Source organism: Streptosporangium sp. NBC_01810, from assembly GCF_035917355.1.
In the GTDB taxonomy this organism is placed as follows: Bacteria; Actinomycetota; Actinomycetes; order Streptosporangiales; family Streptosporangiaceae; genus Streptosporangium.
Genome location: NZ_CP109070.1, coordinates 1,443,351 through 1,461,706, shown reverse-complemented (window position 1 = coordinate 1,461,706; position 18,356 = coordinate 1,443,351). Strand labels below are relative to the sequence as shown.

The following is an 18,356-nucleotide window of genomic DNA, read 5'->3' as shown; positions in this document are numbered from 1 at the left end:
TTTACAGGCCGACAAGAGACTAAGCAAGATTGAACCGTAGAACAATCCAGTCCGCTAGGATGCCGCCCTCATCGGCAACCGCCATCAAATAGATTCCGCCAAGACAGCCCTCCGGAATCCCTTCAAAGCAGGTTCAACTTTGAAGCGATCAAACCCGAGCCCTACGAGATGAAGGAGAATGCATCGGATTGGCTCCATAGAGCCTTCACGGTTTAACCGTTCAGCCTCTTCGGCGCAGAGTCTTATAGTGCGAAATACGTGTTCCTCTATTGCCTTATCGTTAAGCTTGGCAGCATTCTCGTCAGGTCGGAGATCCTTCAAAGGGAGCGGCGGGGTCGCCAAGATAGTTCTTGGGGATCCGTCCTGCAAGTGGTTGACGAGTGCCTGGGCCTTTCCGATCTGAGGGGATCCTCCGTACCGGTCATGCGCGAACGTGAAGGAAACGATCTCTGCGTCGCAGCCTTCTCCAGCTGGGGGAACGCGGCCCACACGGAACTCCAGATTGGGGAGATCTTGCAGGCCCTGCATCCATGGATTTAGTGTTCGCTCAGCCGATGAGGCGATCACGTATTTCATTCGTCTCGCTTATCAACAACTCGATTGCGGCATAATACGGGGCCTTCCCAACTCGTCGAGCAGGTCAGTCGGAAGGGCGACCCCACCACCAGGAACATCAGCCGTGGGCGGCATAATGCTGCTCGGCGGAATCTTTCCCTTTTGAATGGTGGTTCGAGTCACTGTGTACGGCCCTTCCTGTGGACGTACGCCATAAGCTCTACGCCCGTACTCTCTGGCACCTTCTTCAGTAAAAGCGAAGTACTTCGTCTCGTAACCCAGCGGGTTATGATATGAGCGATTTCCGTGAATACCTGCAAGCTCAGAATCTTGCACAGCGCGCCAGAGATAAATCTCGTCATCGCCGAGTCCACGTCCAGGACCAGCATTATGGACCAGGATAGCTTGGTCGCCTGCGAGGACATGGTAGGTGTGTAGGCCCTCGACTGTCAGGTTGTGGACGCGTTGGGGGGTGGTCCACTTCTTGATGGCGGTGAGTTGGACGTAGGTGCCGGCGCTGGTTCGTAGGAGCATGCCGGGCTGGAGTTCGCCGGCCTTGACCCACTTGCGGAGGTCGGGGACCCAGAACGGGTGGCCATCCGTGGCGACCAGTGTTCCGGATTTGCCGGTCGTTCCGTCCGGAGTGACGGTGATGCGGACGAGGTGTTTTTCACCGTCGCCGGTGATCAGGTGGCTGACACGCCTGGCGGCGGTCAGTCCTGTTGCCGCGTCGGCGGCTACCACCCAGTCGCCTACCTCGACGTCTTCGATCGGCTTGGTGGTGCCGTCGGCCATCAGGACCTTGGTGCCCGGGACGAAGCTGTTGAAGCCGGAGGGTGAGCAGGACACCGGCGGGGGTGGTGGGGCGTCGGGGTACCAGTCGGGATCGACGCCGGTATCGGGGACGGGGAAGTTACGCGAGCGAGCCGTGCCGTTACCTAAATCGTTGCCGGAACTGGGCACACATCCGGACACCGAAGTGGAGGACAAAAAGCCGATGGATTCGCTGCAAGCGTCTCTTCCGCAGTTTCCTGGATTCCAGTCCTCGCATGAAATTCCCCCGCCGCCACCGCCACCGGTAGCACCATTGATTTCAATGCCGACATGGCCGCCATAACTTCTGCAAGGTCCCAGAGTACATAGGTATTGTTCCCACTCGCGCGGAGTTCGACCTGATCCCGGACCGCGATCTTCTGTTCCATTGTTCGGGTCGTTTTTGAATTCTTTACTGTTCGGATCAAAGTCGGGTTTGTACGGCTCGGACTTCTTGATCTCCGGAGGCTTTGGAGGCCTTGGAGTAGAGCTGGTAGTGTTGCAAGTCGTGCATGGTCCGGAACTGCCACTGGTTTTGCTGGTTTGCTTAACTCGCGCAAGAGGAGCCCTGGTCGACCTTGGGGGATTCCAGGGCCTGGTGTTGGGCTGGAGCTTTGTATTTGAATTGTTGAGCGTGAGCGGCTTTCCGTTTATCGAATAGTAAACTATGCCGCCGATAAACATATACTGTCCGACTCTTTTGGCAAGCCCTCGGCCTACTGCCCCAATAACTTTAGAGGCGAAGGAAGGTTTGGGAGGTGACTTAGTAGCAGGCCTGGGAGGTGAGTAAGTTCCTCTCCCTCCGCTAGTATCCATAGCGTTCCAATGGCCCGAAGGGTCACTATTAACCATCGGATTACCGTTGCCATAGGTGTAACGATTGGCCTGAATTGACGGTTGAGGGTCAAGTGTCCAGTCGTCGCGGGAGGTGAAGGCGCCGGTGCCGGGCTGGTACCAGCGGGCGTGCATATTCACCTTGCCGGTATCCGGGTCGGTGTACTCGCCCTGGTAGCCGAGGCTGCGCTGGGTGCCGGCGCGGTGGGTGACCTCGCCGAAGGGGTCATAGGCGGTCGAGTCAACCAGGGCGGTGCCGGAGAAGGTGGCGACCAGGTCGTCGTGCAGGTCGGTCATGGACCCGAGAGCGGCTGTGCCCCCTTCCTGGAGGCTGAGCAGGCCGCCGAAGGGGTCGCGGCCGTACTTGGCCAAGGTGGTGTTGGCGCCGTCGGCGACGGTGGTGATGTCGTTTTCCAGGCCGGAATAGACGAAGCGTCGCTGATCGACACCCTTGGTACGCGAGGTCATCCGCCCCAGGGAGTCGTAGCCGTAGGTGGCGTCGCCGTCGGAGATGAGGCGGTCGAAGGCGTCGAAGGTGAGGTCGCGGGTGACGCCGGCCTTGGTCTCGGTGGCGGTGGTGCCACGAGGGGTGTAGGTGTAGTCGGTGCCGCCGCCGGAGACGATCCGGTTGCGCTCGTCATAGGTGAAGGTCTTGGCGCCGGCTGTGGTGCGGTTGCCCGAGTCGTCCCACGTGTAGGCGGTGACGGCGCCGCCGGGGGCGGTCCAGGAGGTGAGGCGTCCGGCGTGGTCGTAGCTGTAGGTGTTGGTGCCCGCTCCCGCGGTGCCGGTGGTGGTCTTGGTGGTGAGATTGTCGTCCTTGTCCCACCCATAGACGATCTTCGACAGCTCGGTGCCGGAGCTGTTCTTCAGGCTGTGGGAGGTAAGGCGGTCGACGGTGTCGTAGACGTAGCTCTGGGTGTTGACCGGGCTCGCAGAAGTCTTGCTGGTGAGTCGGTCGGCGTTGTCGTAGCCGTAGGTCCAGGTCCGCCCGGTGACCGGGTCGCTCGCGGTCTTGAGCCGGTCGGCGTTGTCCCAGGTGTAGTTCGCCGTCCCCGCCGGGTCGACGCGCTGGGTAGGGTTGCCCACGGCGTCGTAGGTGTAGGTGGCGACCTGGTTGGTGGCCTTGGAGACCTTGGTCAGCAGGCTGCGGTCGTTGTATTCGAGGGTGTAGTCACCGATCGCGGTGATGCGGCCCGCTGCGTCGTAGGTGAAGTTCCGCGTCGGGGTGGTCACCGAGGCACCGCTGCCGCTCTCCTCGACCACCTGGCCCAGGGGGTCGAAGGTGCGGTCGATGCGTACCCCACCCGGCTGCAGAATGGAGACGGCGTTGCCTGCGGCGTCGTAGACGCTGGTCCAGGTCCGGTCAGCGGCGCCTGGATGGGCGGCGGTGGATGGTTCGATGACCGACTCGACCAGACCGAGGGTGTTGTAGCCGGTCCAGGTCGCGTTGCCTCGGCCGTCGGTGGTGCGGGTGCGCGCGCCGGTGGCGTCGTAGCCGAACGTCGTCGTGATCGACGTGCCGGTGGTGACCGGCTCGATGAGCGAGGTCATCTGGTCCGTGGCATCGAAGGTGCGACGGGTGATGCGCCCTTCGGCGGAGGTGGTACTGGTCGGGTTGCCGGCCGGGTCGTAGCCGAAGCCGAAGGTGCGAATGGTGGTCCCGGTGCTGTTGAGGTCCTTGGCGGCGATCTGTCGTGCGGCCAGGTCGTACTCTGCCTCGGTGGCGTTGCCCAGCGGGTCGGTCACTTTGGCGGTTCGGCCAAGGAAGTCGTAGGCGACGGTGGAGGTGTGGATGAGCGGGTCGGTCACGGCTGTGACCTGTCCGGCGGCGTTGACCGTGTAGTCAGTGGTCTTGGGGCCGGGGGCGACGCTCTTGGTGAGGTTGCCCGCGGTGTCGTAGGTCAGCCTGGTGGTATGCGCCGCAGTGGTGGGGGTGCGCTCGACTTGCGTGCTGGTGATCTTCCGGCCCAGATCGTCGTAGGTGGCCTCGACGCGCGCACCGGTGGGATCGATGACCGCGAGCTGCTCACCCAGCAGGTCGTACTCCGCCAGCCAGACGCCACCCGGCCCGGACGGGCCGGGTTCGGTCACCTTGACCGGGCGTCCCAGCGCGTCGTAGACGGTGGAGGTGACGTAATTGCGCGGGTCGGCCACCGTGGTCTGGCGGCCCGCCGCGTCGTAGCCGAAGCTGACCTTGGGGATGACGGCGCTGCCACCCGGCGGGGTGTAGGAGGGGGCGATCGCCGAGGTGAGGCGTCCGGCCTTGTCGAAGGTCGAGGTGAACGTTCTTCCCTCGGCGTCGACCGTGTGGGTCGCCAATCCGGCATTGTTGTAGCCGTACTTCATCGTGGGCCGCCCGTCGGTGGCGGACCCGTTCTTTTCGATCTTCACCTGGGGGGCCTTCGACTCCACGAGCTGGCCCAGGAGGTCATACCGCATCGTGGTCGTGAAATCGGCGGCTGTGGCGCCGGAGACGTTGCCGCGTGGGTCGGTGGTCGCGGTCAGCAGACCGCGGTCATCGTAGGTGTTAGTGGAGACCAGGTCGTCGGCGCCGTTCTCCACGCTCTGTTGGGTCACCAACCCCAGGGCGTTGTAGGTGTACACCGTGGACTCCACCCGAGTGCTGCCTGCCCCGGTGAGGTTCTCACCGGTGACATTGTCGGTCGCGTCGTAGGTGTAGGCGATCTTGCGCTTGAGGGTGGCAGGGTCGAAGGTGCTGGAGGTGAGACGGTTCGCGGCATCGTAGGCGTAGTCGACGGTCTCCATGCCCCCACCGGTGACCTGCTTGCTGAGATTGCCGGCCGCGTCGTAGGTGTTGGCCTCCACCACCACCTCCGCCGTCGTGGTGGAGCCGTTCAGCCGGACATCATCGCCGATCACCTGGGACAGACGGTTGTCTGTGAAGTAGGTATAGGAGGTCTTGCGGCCCATCGCGTCGACCTGGCCGGCCAGTCGGCCCGCAGAATCGTAGGAGTAGGACCCCAGGACCACATCCTGCGGGGTTTGCGGCGTGACCGGGCTCCCCGTCCAGTTCTTGATCGTCGTGGAGGTCAGCTCACCGCGCTTGGTGTAGGCATAGGTGAAGACAGTGCCCAGCGGATCAGTTGCCGATGCCTTGGCGCCGGTGCTGTCCCAGGTAGAGCGAGCCACACCACCTTCAGACCCGGTCATCGTCTCTAGCCGACCTTTGACGTCGTAGGTGTAAGTGGTCGTGCTTGGAGGGTCGCCGCCGGTCAGGTCGGTGAGGGTTTCGGTGAGCGGGTTGCCGTCGGCGTCGTAGGTGTAGGTGGTCTTGGCCGTGTGAGTGACATCGGTGACCTCGTTCTTCACTCCTGGCTCGGTCCGCGTGAGCAGGCGCCCGGCTCCGTCGTAGGTGAACGTTGTGGTGACTCCGCCGGGGGTGGCCTCGGACACCTCCGTTTGGGAGATCGTTCGGCCCAGCGAGTCATAAGCGAACTGGATTTTCAAGCCGGACACGGTGGTTTTCTCTGCCAGATCACCGGCGAGACTGTAGCGGTAGGTCGTCTCGTTGTCCCTGGCGTCCTTCTCTGTCTTCACCAGTCCGGCCGGGGTGGTGCCGCCGCCGACGGCGGGTTCGGTGCCGTCGGTGTAGGTGAAGGTGGTCGCCCGGCCGTTGGGGAAGTCGATGGTGGCCGGGGTGGTCTGCTTGAGCGTTTCGCCGTGCTGGTTGTACTCCCACTTGGTGGCGTAGGTGTTGTCGGTGGCGCTGGAGGAGCGCGCGTCCCGCGAGGCGATCGGCCGGTCGTTGCGGGCGTCGAACCGGTCGTTGGTGTTCAGGTAGTACGCATGGCGCTCGGTCTGGCAACTACTCGTGCTCCGGCATTGCTTGACCCCGACAAGGTTGCCGCGTTTGTCGTAGAAGCGCTCTGTCACGTTGTTGTTCGGGTCCGTGACCGTCTTGAGGAAGCCGCCGGTGTCGTACGCGTACTTGGTGACCTTGGCGAGCTGGTCGCTCCGGCTGACCAGGCGGTAGCCACGCCAGGCGTCATAGACGTAGGTCAGCGTCTCGGTGCGCGGGTCGGTGACCGTCACGGTGGACTGGCCGGTCGTCCGGTTGTAGGCCAGGGCGCCGATCTGCCAGGTGCCCCCGTTGGCATCGACGTGCGTTGTGAGCCGTTCGGTTGCCGAGTCGTAGGTGTTGGTCGCCCATACCCGCCCCGACGGCAGCGTGATCTTCGTCAGCTTGTTCGGGGCCTCGACCCGGGCGGCGTAATGCGCCGCCACCTCGGCCGCGGTCAGCGGCCGGTCATAGGCCGCGATCTCGTCGACGGTCCCGGCCAGCCCCCCGCCGATCCGGGTGAAGCCGCGGTTGTCGGCGGCCACCGGCTGAGTCAGCGTTCCGGCGGGGAGGCCGTCGAGGTAGAGGGTCTGCTTGTCGGCGGCGACGGTGAACACCAGGTGGTGCCACGCACCGTCGTTCACCACGGCGGTCGAGACGATGGGCGAGGCGGTCGGCCGCAGCGAGGCCCGTAGTTTGCCGTCGGCGCCCACCTGCACCACCGGGTCCAGCGTGCTGCTCCACTCTCCCGAGGAGACGAGGCGGCCCGTCCCGGTGGACTTGAACCACAACTCCACCGCTCCCTGCTGATGTAGTCGTGGCATGAGGCCCGAGGGCAGCTCCACATAGCCCGAACTCGTCAGCTCGACCGCGGTGTCGGTACTGCCGGCCGGCGCTCCCGGACGCCCTCGGGTCGCCCCGGAGTAGGAGGCCGAACCGGCGCCCCAGCCCAGATCGGCCGCATTGCCGGAGGCCTCACCCAGCCGCCAGTAACCGAACGGGTCGGCGTCCTGGACCGAGCTGCGATACAGCGATCCGGCGCCGTACTCGAAGCTGGTGCAGGCGGTCGTCGGCGCGCAGACCTCGGTCAGGCGGTCACCGGTGTAGGAGTAGGTCCAGGTCAACGGCGCCCCGTTCACCGGGGCGGTGGACACGGTGGTGACGTGCGCGCCGGTCCAGGTGAACGACAGGGACCTGCCGCCGGTCGCGGTGACCTCGCTCAGTTTGCCGTCGGTGCCGTAGGTCAGCTCCTGGCCGCGGCCCTGGCTGTCGGTCGCCCGCAGCAGCCGGCCCTGGGTGTCGAAGAGGTAGGAGGTGGACGACTTGTCCATCAGCCGCCAGCCGCCCCCGGTGACCGTCGCCAGGGTGGCGTAGGTGCCCGGCGGCGGCTGGAAGGTCCCGTCCCCCTTGTCGGCGAAACGCACTGTGCGCCCGTCGGGGTAGGTCACCAGAAGCGCCTCGAAGCCGCGGATCGTCTCCGGCACGATCCGCATGTCGAAACGGGTCGACCAGCCCGCCCCGAACGCGCCGTCACGGCGCGGGTCCATGCTGTTGTAGGAGCGCACCACCGACAGGGGCAACCCCGCGGTGTTGACCACCGCGTCGGTGAAGGTCGTCGTGTAGTTACCGGTGGACTGGTGGAACTCCTGGCCGTTGACACCCCGGGCCGACAGGTTCGAGGTGATCGTGGGCTGGCGCACTCCCATGGTGAAGGAACGCGTCGAGGAGTATCTGCCCTGACCGCCGATGGTGGAGGCGTCGGTGACGTACACCCGCCACCAATACTCCTTGCCCCACGACAGCAGTCCTTCGGGCAACGGCCACTGGCCGGACAGTCCGCAGCAGACATTGTCGTAGTCGTCGGAGTTCACGCAGTTGCCCGACATCGACGGACTGTCACAGACCTGGAAGTCGAAGCCGGCCACGCCGCCGGCCCACGAGGTCACCGTCGCCGACAGCGTCGGCTGCAGCGTCATGACCAGTGCCTCGTCGGCGGGGGTCATGGAGGTGACCGTCGGAGCGGGGGGCAGCGGACACGCTCCCCGGTCCGCCCATACCCATGAGAAGCCATTCTCCGGCGGCGTCGTATTGGCCCATCCCGCGATGGCCTGAAGCGCCTCCCAGATCCGGCCGGCCGAGGCAAGCCGATCCCCCTGCGCGACCGCGTAGTTGGACCGCCATGGTGAGACGCTTCCGCACGGAGGTCTGCGAGCGCCTGCATCGACAACGTGGCCTGTTTCCGCTGTTTTTGCTGTTTCTTCGACAGGGAGGGAGCCGTCGTGGTGGAAGGCGCCGCTTCCTTGACGAACCGGCCTTCGAGGGGCAGCGCCTTCTTCGGTGCGGCGACTTCCTTCGAAGGGGATTTCACCTGCACCGTTGTCGCCGTGCGGTCCGTTCCCACGAGGGAGGGCAGACCGGCTGCCGTTCCGGACAGTTGAACCGGCGCCGGCTCGCCCCGCACGGCAAGGGACGCGATGGCCGGATTCAAGTCGGCGACCGCCGGTTCCGCGTGCAGGAGCAGGAGGCCGGGGATCAGCGTCACCAAGGTGATGAGACTCACGCCGGTTGAAGATCGAGACGAACGGCCCCATGACAACAAGCGGCGCATACGCCGTCATCCTCCGAACACGTCAGCGCGAGAACGAGTGTCCCCGCGTTACCCCAGTTCGTCATGGGAACCGGACGAGGCCGGAGCTGACGGTTCAGAGTGCGTCAGGTGCAAGCAAACGATCAAAAAGTACATATAGATCACTTAAGTCCGCAAGATCTCCATAAGGAACAAATAAAGGGCGCGGCGGTCAGGTTTGGGGAGATGAGATATCGAACACGTGAGTGAGATGTGACGCATAGTCGTGGAGTGGCGAGATGAAAACGACGACGCGGAGGGAAGGTGTGATCACCTTCGGTCGTCTCGCGTGGCTCGCCTGGGAGCGGTTTCCTTAAGAGTCCAGCTCACGCCTGGTAAGAGGCGGCGGCATCCATGAGAAACCATGACGAAAGACATATTTTCGGGCATCCGCTGGTGATGAGGGCGTCGCATCATCGGTGACGAGCGTGGCGGGAAGTCTGTGACCGGACACGGTCAAGATCGACTCCGTCTGGAGTCGGTCCTGCCCGGCAAGAGCCTGAGACGGCGGCCTTGCCGGGCGGGGGCGGAGCATCTGCCGGGCTCCGGGATGATTTCCGCATGAACGAGTTCGTCGAGTCCATGGCCCAGGTGGTGACCGGGGTGACGGTCGTCACGGTGAAGGACGAGCGGGACGATGTGGGGACGACGGTCGGCACGTTCACCTCGATCTCGCTGGATCCGCCGCTGGTGATGGTGAGCCTGGACAACGCCGGATACCTCAACGAGCTGCTGCTCCGGCACGACCGCTGGGCCGCCGGTGAGCGCCACTCCGTGGCGGGGCCTCAGCGTCGGCCGAGGGTGTCGATCGCGCCGATCATGAGATCCCAGAACCGGTCCCGGTCGAGTACGGTCCCGACGTTCGCGTTGGGCTCCCAGTCCATCCGGCCGTGCAGGTCGGCCACGGTGGCGCCCCGGGTGTGCGTGCCGTCCAGTTCGACCCGCAGGCCCACCCGGACGTGGGTCAGGACCTCGGGGTCGATCAGGTAGGCGAGGGTGATCGGATCGTGCAGCGGGGGCGCCTCGAACCCCCACGTCTGGTGGTAGCTGGAGCCGAAGAAGGTGAGAAGTTCCACGCAGACCCGGGCCAGCGGGGTGCCGAGTGCGGCGATGCGGTCGAGTACGTCGGCGGTGACGAGCGCCTGGTGGCTGACGTTGAGTCCCACCCAGGTGGTCGGGATGCCGCTGCCGAGCACCTCCGCCGCCGCCTCCGGGTCGGCGTGGATGTTGAACTCGGCGTAGGGCGTGTGGTTGCCTCGTTCGGTGGAGCCACCCATGATCACGATCTCGCGAATGCGGTCGCGGTCGCCGGGGTGACGGCGCAGCAGCGTGGCGATGTTGGTCAGCGGCCCGATGGCCACGACCGTCACCGGCTCGTCGGCGGCGGCGAGTGTGTCGTGGATGAGCTCGACACCGTGGCGCGGATCGAGGGGCACGTCGGGCTCGCCGAAGGCCGGGCCGTCCAGCCCGCTCTCACCGTGCACGTAGTCGCCGATCTCCAGCGGACCGGCGAGCGGCCGGTCGCAACCGGCCGCGACCGGTACCCCGGTAACCCCCGCCAGGCTGAGCATCCGCCGCGCGTTGAGAGCGGTCTTCGCCACGGTCTGGTTGCCGGCGACGGTGGCGACCGCGCGCAGGTCGATCGCCGGGTCGGCCACCGCCAGCAGGATGGCTAGGGCGTCGTCGTGACCCGGATCGCAGTCGAGGATCACCGGGATCGGCATGTCAGATCTCCTTCGCCAGCCAGCGCACGGACCGGGTGAAGAGGGTGCGGTACCCCTCCCAGGTGACGAACTCCTCGGGGCACCAGTGCGGGGCGATGTCGGAGGCCCAGGCGAGGGTACGGCCCGCCCCCGCCTGCCGTACGGCGAGCAGCGGGTCGGCGCCGACGGTGGCGAGCAGCCGGGCGTCCTCGGGGACCTCGAAGCGGTTGTAGCCGAGCAGGTCGGGCCAGTCGGAGGGCAGCCCGTCCACGATGGGGTGGGCCGGGTCGACGACGACGCCGGGAAGACCCTGCGGGGTCTCCACCCGGTCGTCGTAGGGGGAGATCCGGGCGGGGAGCACCCGCTCCACGGGGGTGCCGTGGAAGGCCGCCTTCGCCTCGAAGCCTTGGAAGCTGAGGTAGCCGCCGGCCATCGCCAGGCCGCCGCCCTGCTCCACCCAACTCGCCAGCAGGTCGAGCCGGTTCGCCGACTTCCTGCTGTGCAGCCAGGTGTCGGGGTGCAACAGGATGCTGTTGGCGCCGATGTCGGAGAGCACGACGACGTCGTAGGCCGACAGTTCGTCGAGCGTCCCGGGGAACAGCTTGGGCACGTCGTGCGCGGGCAGGTGGTCGACCTCGATGCCGTCCGCGACCAGTACGTCGCGCAGCGGCTCGAAGCCGGTGTGGTAGGTCGTCGTGGTGAACGCGTCGAACCCCTTGTAGTGGGTCGACACACTCATCCACGACTCGCCGGCGACCAGCACGCGGGTCATATTGTCTCCTTCAGGGTGTCTTCGGGGTGGTGAAGAGCTCGCGCGGATTGGCGACGAGCAGCCGGTCGGTGTCCTCGGGGGTCAGCCCGTGGCGGTGCAGACGCGGCACGAAGTGCGTGAGGATGTGCGCGTAGCCGGTTCCGCCGTACCGGACCAGCATGGTCTTGAGGAACACGTCCTGGGAGAGCAGCAACCGGCTGCCCAGGCCGGCGCGGACCAGCCAGGCGACGGCTGCGGCGTTCTCCTCGTCGCACGGCGACTGGCCCTCGCCGGGGTAGAGGTAGTCCATGCCGCACATGTCGTATCCGAGGTAGGCCCCCCGGGCGGCGAGGGACACCTGGTGGTCGCGCTCACGCAGGCTGGGGTTCATGTGTGACAGCACAGTGGCCGGGAGGAGGCCGCCCTCCTCGGCGATGACGTCGAGCACCCGGTGGCCGTGCCGTACCCACCCGGGCAGGTGCACCGAGAGCGGCGCACCGGTGCGGGCCTGGGCCCGGGCGGCGCCGCGGAGCACCTTCTCCTCGGCCGGGGTGAAGTCCGGGGAGATCCCGATCTCGCCGATCACCCCGGCACGTACTCCCCCGGCGCCGTCGACCAGATCCCGCTCGATCTCGTCGGCGACGTCGGCGGCGCTCATACCGCGAACCCGGGCCGGGTGGGTGCGCTCCAGGTAGAAGCCGCAGCCCATCACGATGTTCAGGCCGGTGGCACGGGCGATGCGGACCAGCTCCGCCGGGGCGCGGCCGATGCCCTCCGGGGTGACGTCCAGCACTGTGCGGCCCCCACGGGCCGCAAACCGGGCCACCTCCTCGATCGCCACACCGGTGTCGTCGAGGGACACGTTGTCGCGGGAGAGGTAGGGGTCCTGCCGCAGCCGGCCGAGGAACTCCATCCGCACCGGCGAACCGGCGATCAGCTCACCCTCGGCGTCGCCCTCGGGGGCGGGGTGCCAGGCACTGGCGCCGTCGTTGCGCAGGTGCTCGTGGCAGAGCGTGATGCCGAGCTCGGCGACGGGCACCTCGCCGAGCACCGTGGTCGCGGTCGCAGTCGCGGTCGCAGTCGCAGTCGCGGCCTCGGCCCGACCGGTCATTTCCGCACCGCGCCGAACCTCGCCCACAGCTTGTTGTTGGCGAAGATGGCCAGCAGCAGGATGCTGCCCTGCACGATCTGCACGTAGAACGGCGAGACGTGCAGCAGCACCAGGCCGTTGGCGATGACGCCGAGGGTGAGGGCGCCGAAGATGGTGCCGAGCATGCTGGCCCGGCCGCCGAACAGGCTGGTCCCGCCGAGCACGACGGCCGTGATGACCTCCAGCTCGAACCCGGTGCCCGCGTTCGACGACCCGGAGCTGAGCCGGGTGGCGATCAGCACTCCGGCGAGCGCGGCGGCCAGACCGGCCAGCACGTAGACGATGAGCCCGATCTTGCGGGTGTTCACACCGGTACGGCGCAGCGACTCACCGTTGGAGCCGAGACCGACCACGTAGCGGCCGAACGGCGTGCGCGTCAGGACCAGCCAGCCGAGCAGCGCGATCACCACGGCGAGGACGGCCGGCACCGGCACTCCGGCGATGCGGCCCTGGCCGAGCTGGACGATCCACAACCCGCCGTCGATCGGAGTGGAGTAGCCCTCGGTCGCGCGCAGGGCGGTGCCCCGCAGGATCGAGAGCATGGCCAAAGTGACGATGAACGCCGGGATGCCCTGGTAGGAGGAGAACCAGCCGTTGACGAACCCGATCGCCGCGCCGAGCGCGAGGATCGCGATGAGCGCGAGGGTGGGGTCCCAGCCCTGCTGGAGGACGATCGCCAGCAGCGATCCGGACAGCGCGACCGTCGAGCCGACCGACAGGTCGATGCCGGAGGTGCTGATCACGAAGGTCATCGCGACCGCGACGATCAGGGTCGGGGAGATCTGCCGGATCAGGTTGAGCAGGTTGCCGACGCTGGCGAAGCGGTCGGCGGAGAACGAGAAGAAGATCAGCAGTAGGACCAGCATGGCCCCGATGGCGATGGTCTGGGCGTGGCTGCCGATGTGGGCGCTGACCCGGGCCGACCGGGTGGTGACCACCCTCTCGCTGGTGACGGTCATGACCGTGCTCCCTCGGGCTGGTCATGGGCGACGATCTCCGACACGAGCCGTTCCAGGCTGGTGGTGCGGGCGTCGAGGTCGGCGCGGAGCGTCCCCTCGTACATCACGCAGAGCCGGTCGCAGACCCGGAACAGGTCCTGGAGGCGGTGGGTGATCAGAATCACCGAGACCCCCTGGGAGGAGACGGTCTTGATCAGTTCCAGCACGGTCTCGACCTCGGCGACGGCGAGCGCGGCCGTGGGCTCGTCGAGGATGAGCAGCTTGGGGCCGAAGGTGACCGCGCGGGCGATGGCGACCGCCTGCCGCTGGCCGCCGGAGAGCCCGCCCACCGGGATGTCGGTGAGGGGGATCCGGATGTTGAGCGCGTCGAGTTGCCGGCGCGCGTCCTCGTGCATCCGCTTGATGTCCAGCAGCAGGCCACCGGCCCGGCGCGGTTCACGGCCGAGGAACAGGTTGCCCGCCACGTCGATGTCGTCGCAGAGGGCGAGGTCCTGGTAAACCATCTCGATTCCCAGCTCGCGGGCATCGCGGGGGGTGGCGAAGGACACCTGGCGACCGTCGAAGACGATCTGCCCGGAGTCCGGCACCACGGTGCCCGCGAGCACCTTCATCAGGGTGGACTTGCCGGCGGCGTTGTCGCCGACCAGTCCCACCACCTCGCCCACGCCGACCCGCAGATTGGCCCCGCGCAGCGCGTCGACCATCCCGTAGCGTTTGCGGATGTCGCGCATGACCACACGGTCCGCGCCGGTCGCCTCGTAGTCGGTCATAGGGGTCTCTCCGCCGCTCACTTGAACGTGGAGCGGTATTTGTCGACGTTTTCCTTGGTCACGATCGTGACGGGCACATCAATGGTCTTCTTCGCCTGCGCGCCTCCGATCAGCGCCTTGACCTCCTTGACCGCCTCGTAGCCCTCGGTCCTGGGGTCCTGCTGCACGACTCCGGCGACGAAGCCGGCGTCGATGCCGCCGATCACTTCCGCGGTGAGGTCCCAGCCGAAGACCTTGACCCGGTCGCTCGCGTTCTGCGACTTCACCGCGGCCACCGTGCCGAGCAGCGCGGGCTCTCCGGTGGCGTACACGGCCGTGAGGCCCGAGCGCGAGGTGAGCAGGTTCTCGGCGGCGGCCAGGGCCGCCTCCTGCTTGTTCTGCCCGTCCACGGTCTGGACGATCTTGGCGCCGGCCGCCTCGACGGTCGAGTTGAAGCCGTCCTTGCGCACGTTCTGGATGAATGAGTTGAGCGCGCCGACCACGCCGATGTTCGGCACGGACACGTTCTGCTTCTTGGCCCACTCGTTGACGAACGTGCCCATCTGCTTGGCCGCCTCGGCGTTGTCCACGCCCACCTGGGTGTCGACCGCAGGGGAGTCCACGATCGCGTCGACGGCCACGACCTTCAGTCCCGCGTCCTTGGCGATCTTGACGGCGGGCTTGATGCCCTCGACGTCGATGGCCACCACGATGACGCCGTCGAACTGCTGCTGGACGAAGTTGTCGATGGCCTCGTTCTGCTTCACGGGGTCGTCGTTGGCGTTGAAGATCGTGAGGTCGACGCCCGCCTCCTTCGCGGCCTGCTGGGCGCCGGCGTTCATCTCGTTGAAGAAGATCGCCTGCTGGTTGATCTGCACCAGGCCGATCTTCGGCTTTTCTCCGCCGTCGGCTGAGGGCGCGGTGTCGGAAGCGTCCGTGCCGCCGCATGCCGCGGCCAGCAGGCCGGTGGCAAGGATTGCCGTGACGGCGGTCAGGCGGGTGAAGCGAGTCGGTCGTGCCATCGAATCAGCCTTTCGAGACGCTGATGCAGGGGGTTTGGTAATCGATTACCAATATCCGGGGATGGTAGCGACCAGGGCAAACGCTCGTCAAGGTGACGTAAGGCCGCAGACGCTCTATGGTTCTAACAACCCGCACCTGAGCGAGCTCGTGTGGCGGGGAGGCGACCGGTTATCCTCAGCGCGACCAGGGAAATCGATTACACAACATGGGCGTGACAATCCACGACGTGGCCAGAGCGGCCGGCGTCTCCGTGGCCTCGGCCTCGCGTGCCCTGTCCGGCCGCCGCAAAGTCACCGCCGAGGTGGCCGAGCGAGTGACACGGGCCGCCACCGAGCTGGGCTACCGGCCGAACGCCATCGCCAAGGCACTGCGCGACCAGACCACCGGAACAATCGGCATGATCGTTCCCGGCATCGGCAACCCGTTCTTCACCACGATCGTCGAATCGGTGGAGCATCAACTCCAGGAGACCGGGCGGGACCTGCTGCTGTGCGCCTCCCTGTACGCACCCGAGATCGAGGCCCGGCGGCTGAACACGCTGCTGGCCCGGCGGGTGGACGGCCTGATCATCAGCCCGTGCGACTTTGAGGCCAGCGCGCCGGCCGTCCTGAACGCCGCCCGGCAGGTGCCCCTGGTGCAGGTGGACCGCTACATCGAGGGCGGCGGAGCCGACTGGGTCGGCGTGGACGACGACTCGGCGCTGGCCCAGGCAGTCGACCACGTGGTCGCCGGAGGAGCACGCTCCGTCGTCTTCGTCAGCAGCCGCCTGATGAACTCCTCCGCGAGGTTGCGGCTGGCCGGCTTCCAGCTCGCCACAGCCCGCGCCGGGATCGCCTCCAGGCCGCCGCTGCTCGGCGAGTTCACCCTCGCCTGGGGCTTCGAGGCCGGGCAGTCACTCCTGGCCGACGGCCCCCTGCCGGACGCGGTGGTCTGCGGGAACGACGAGATCGCGGTCGGCCTGCTGCGGGCGCTGCGGGTCGGCGGCGTACGCGTTCCCGAGGAGGTGGCGGTGGTGGGATTCGACGACGTCGGCCACGCGGCGATGTGCGACCCGCCGCTCACCACCGTGCGTCAGCCGGTGGAGGAGATGGCGGCCGAGGTGGTACGCCTGCTGAACCAGGTACGGGTGGGCGATCCGCGGCCCGCGCAGCGCATCGCGATCGCTCCCCGGCTCGTCGTACGGGAGACCAGCCGCCTCGTGACCAGGGGCGTGGTCACCACCGGAGCCGCAGGAGTCCTGACCGGGGACACGGCCACCGCCGGAGTCTCAGGAACCGTGACCGGGGACGGTCAGGAAGGCAGGGGATCGGCATGACCGACGTCGTGGAACTGACCCGCGAGCTGATCAGGATCGACTCGGTGGGCGGCGGCGAGGCCGCGGTCGCCGAACCGCTCGCCCACAGGCTGGAGGCCGCCGGTTTCGAGGTGCGGACGCACGACCACGCACCCGGCCGTACCGGACTGGTGGCCCGATGGGGAACGGGCGTGCCCGTCACCCTCACCGGTCACCTCGACACGGTTCCGCTGGGCGGCCAGGCATGGACGCACGAGCCGCACACCGCGGAGGTGGACGGCGACCGGCTCTACGGGCGCGGGTCGAGCGACATGAAGGCCGGGGTGGCCGCGCTGGTCGTCGCCGCCGAGCGGCACGCGCGCGGGCCGGGCCACCGGGTGGCGCTGGAGATCGTCCTCACCGCGGGAGAGGAGACCGGCTGCGAGGGGGCGATCGACATGATCGCCCGTGGGCTGGTCAGCCGGTCCCGGGGGCTGCTGGTGGCCGAGCCGACCGCGAACCGCGCCCTGCTCGGGCACAAGGGCGCGCTCTGGCTGAAGGCGACCGCCCACGGCCGGACCGCCCACGGCTCGATGCCCCACCTGGGCGACAACGCGATCTACAAGCTGGCCCGCGCGATCGGCGCCGTCGAATGCTTCGATCCCGGCGTTCCCCCTCATCCCTGGCTCGGCGCGCCGACCGCGAACGTGGGGACCGTACACGGCGGGATCAACGTGAACTCCGTCCCCGACCTCGCCGAGGCGACCGTCGACATGCGCACGGTCACCGGCCAGGACCACGCGGAGCTACGTGAGCGGCTCCGGGAGAAGCTCGGCGGGGAGACCTCGCTGGAGGTGCTGACCGACCTGCCCTCGGTGTGGACCGACCCGGACGACCCCTTCGTGCGGGTCCTGGTCGCCGCAGGGGCCCGCCCCCCGGGCGAGCGACCGGCCGCCAGCTACTTCACCGACGCCTCGGTGCTCGTCGCCGCCTGCGGTGGAGCACCCACCGTGATCTGCGGTCCCGGGGAGCCGGAGCAGGCGCACGTCACCGACGAATACTGCGAGATTCCCCGGATCGAGGAGGCCGTCGAGATCTACGCCGGCGCCCTGGCGGGACTCTCCACCCGCTAGTAGGGCCAGGTCAGGTGGAGGTCGACCCGGCGAGCCGCCCGGTGGCAGGCCCCCGAGTGGGGCGACGAGCGGAACGTCGCGTTAGGGGGCGTCGGCGATCTCCGCGAGGCGTGCGGCCAGTTGCCCGGGTTCGCCGTCGACCAGGGCGGACACCCCTCGCCACCAGGCGAACCACTCGCCGCTGCGCCACATCCAGTCGATCCGCTCGATGGCGGCGATGACATCGCCCCTGTCGCGCCACACCGCACCCACCTGTGCGGCGGAGGCGCCCTGGCGCAGCGCCCAGGTGTGCAGGGTCGCGGCGGCCTCGGCGTCGACCGGCTGCTCGTACGGGTCGGGGTGCTCGTCCAGCCGGTGCGGGCCGAGCCCCGCGGCGACGCCCCAGCTCCACTGGGCCTCGGCGGGGCGGGAGTAGCGCAGGGAGTCGAAGTCGAGGTTGGAACCGAGCTCGTTGTCCGCCCGGCGCAGGACCACCGCGTCGAGTCGGCCGCCCGCGTCGAAGGCGACCACGATCCGCCGGCCGGGGCACGCGTCGGGCGGCAGCTCGACCCGGTCCTCGGCCTGCCAGGAGTTGAGGTCGGTGACGGCGGCGGGGCGGCCCCAGGTCTCGTCCGCCGCGTCGTCGGCGATCCAGGCGGCGAGCATTTCCAGAACCGTCAGGTCGGTCCACGGTTCGATCGCGGTGGAGCTCCGGAGCACCTCGTCCGGCGCGGGCAGCTTGCCGCCGCGCTCGCGCCGCCACCACCGCTCGCCGAGCTCACGGGTTCCGACCAGCAGGGCGGCCAGCGCGGCGAGCTCGGTGGATCTGCGGGTGAGGGGGGCGCCTCGTGCGAGTTCGACGGAACGCGCGACGCGGTCGGCGCCCAGCGCCGCTCCCGCCTCGCCCAGCAGAAGGGCGGCGTCCGGCCGCTCCTCGCCCAGTAGGTCACGGATCAGTCGTCTGGCCTCGGTCCTTGCGTCCTCCGCACGTCCCTCACGCATACCGACA

10 protein-coding genes and 1 pseudogene are annotated in these 18,356 nt (G+C 67.5%); 3 read left to right on the top strand and 8 right to left on the bottom strand.

Going from position 1 to position 18,356, the window contains the following annotated elements:
• Nucleotides 1-588 precede the first annotated feature (588 nt).
• Complete coding sequence (locus tag OIE13_RS06850) at nucleotides 589-8,004, bottom strand: polymorphic toxin-type HINT domain-containing protein (RefSeq protein ID WP_326829751.1); 7,416 nt, start codon at nucleotides 8,002-8,004, stop codon at nucleotides 589-591.
• A gap of 1,184 nt (nucleotides 8,005-9,188) precedes the next feature.
• Here OIE13_RS06850 and OIE13_RS06845 point away from each other — a divergent pair.
• Nucleotides 9,189-9,365 (top strand): annotated as a pseudogene (locus tag OIE13_RS06845) (flavin reductase); the annotation flags it as partial.
• Nucleotides 9,366-9,412: 47 nt separating this feature from the next.
• Here the strand turns inward: OIE13_RS06845 and OIE13_RS06840 are convergent.
• Genes OIE13_RS06840 through OIE13_RS06815 form a run of 6 tightly spaced genes read right to left on the bottom strand, consistent with a single transcriptional unit; the run spans nucleotide 9,413 to nucleotide 14,961 of the window.
• The gene (locus OIE13_RS06840) at nucleotides 9,413-10,351 is read right to left on the bottom strand and encodes a nucleoside hydrolase (RefSeq protein WP_326641910.1); all 939 of its coding nucleotides are present in this window, start codon (nucleotides 10,349-10,351) and stop codon (nucleotides 9,413-9,415) included.
• Nucleotide 10,352: 1 nt separating this feature from the next.
• Complete coding sequence (locus OIE13_RS06835) at nucleotides 10,353-11,102, bottom strand: glutamine amidotransferase (protein ID WP_326641912.1); 750 nt, start codon at nucleotides 11,100-11,102, stop codon at nucleotides 10,353-10,355.
• Nucleotides 11,103-11,112: 10 nt separating this feature from the next.
• Entirely contained in the window at nucleotides 11,113-12,192 is a 1,080-nt protein-coding gene (locus OIE13_RS06830) for a phosphotriesterase family protein (protein ID WP_326829750.1), read from the bottom strand.
• A complete protein-coding gene (locus tag OIE13_RS06825; protein ID WP_326641916.1) occupies nucleotides 12,189-13,190 on the bottom strand; it encodes an ABC transporter permease in 1,002 nt (333 codons plus the stop codon). The genes OIE13_RS06830 and OIE13_RS06825 overlap by 4 nt, the downstream gene beginning before the upstream one ends.
• Nucleotides 13,187-13,960, bottom strand: a complete 774-nt coding sequence (locus tag OIE13_RS06820; protein WP_326641918.1) for an ATP-binding cassette domain-containing protein — start codon at nucleotides 13,958-13,960, stop codon at nucleotides 13,187-13,189. Before OIE13_RS06820 ends, OIE13_RS06825 begins: the two co-directional genes overlap by 4 nt.
• Nucleotides 13,961-13,977: 17 nt before the next feature.
• On the bottom strand, nucleotides 13,978-14,961 hold the full coding sequence (locus tag OIE13_RS06815) for a substrate-binding domain-containing protein (RefSeq protein WP_326829749.1): 984 nt from the start codon (nucleotides 14,959-14,961) through the stop codon (nucleotides 13,978-13,980).
• Nucleotides 14,962-15,167: 206 nt separating this feature from the next.
• Between OIE13_RS06815 and OIE13_RS06810 the strand changes: the two genes are divergently transcribed.
• Both OIE13_RS06810 and OIE13_RS06805 read left to right on the top strand, forming a co-directional pair.
• The gene (locus OIE13_RS06810; RefSeq protein WP_326641923.1) at nucleotides 15,168-16,277 is read left to right on the top strand and encodes a LacI family DNA-binding transcriptional regulator; all 1,110 of its coding nucleotides are present in this window, start codon (nucleotides 15,168-15,170) and stop codon (nucleotides 16,275-16,277) included.
• Nucleotides 16,274-17,368 carry a M20 family metallopeptidase gene (locus tag OIE13_RS06805; RefSeq protein ID WP_326829748.1) on the top strand — a complete coding sequence of 365 codons (1,095 nt, stop codon included), beginning with the start codon at nucleotides 16,274-16,276 and terminating at the stop codon, nucleotides 17,366-17,368. The genes OIE13_RS06810 and OIE13_RS06805 overlap by 4 nt, the downstream gene beginning before the upstream one ends.
• An 81-nt stretch (nucleotides 17,369-17,449) precedes the next feature.
• Here the strand turns inward: OIE13_RS06805 and OIE13_RS06800 are convergent, their stop codons facing one another.
• Nucleotides 17,450-18,349, bottom strand: a complete 900-nt coding sequence (locus OIE13_RS06800; RefSeq protein ID WP_326641927.1) for a hypothetical protein — start codon at nucleotides 18,347-18,349, stop codon at nucleotides 17,450-17,452.
• Between the last annotated feature and the right edge of the window lie 7 nt (nucleotides 18,350-18,356).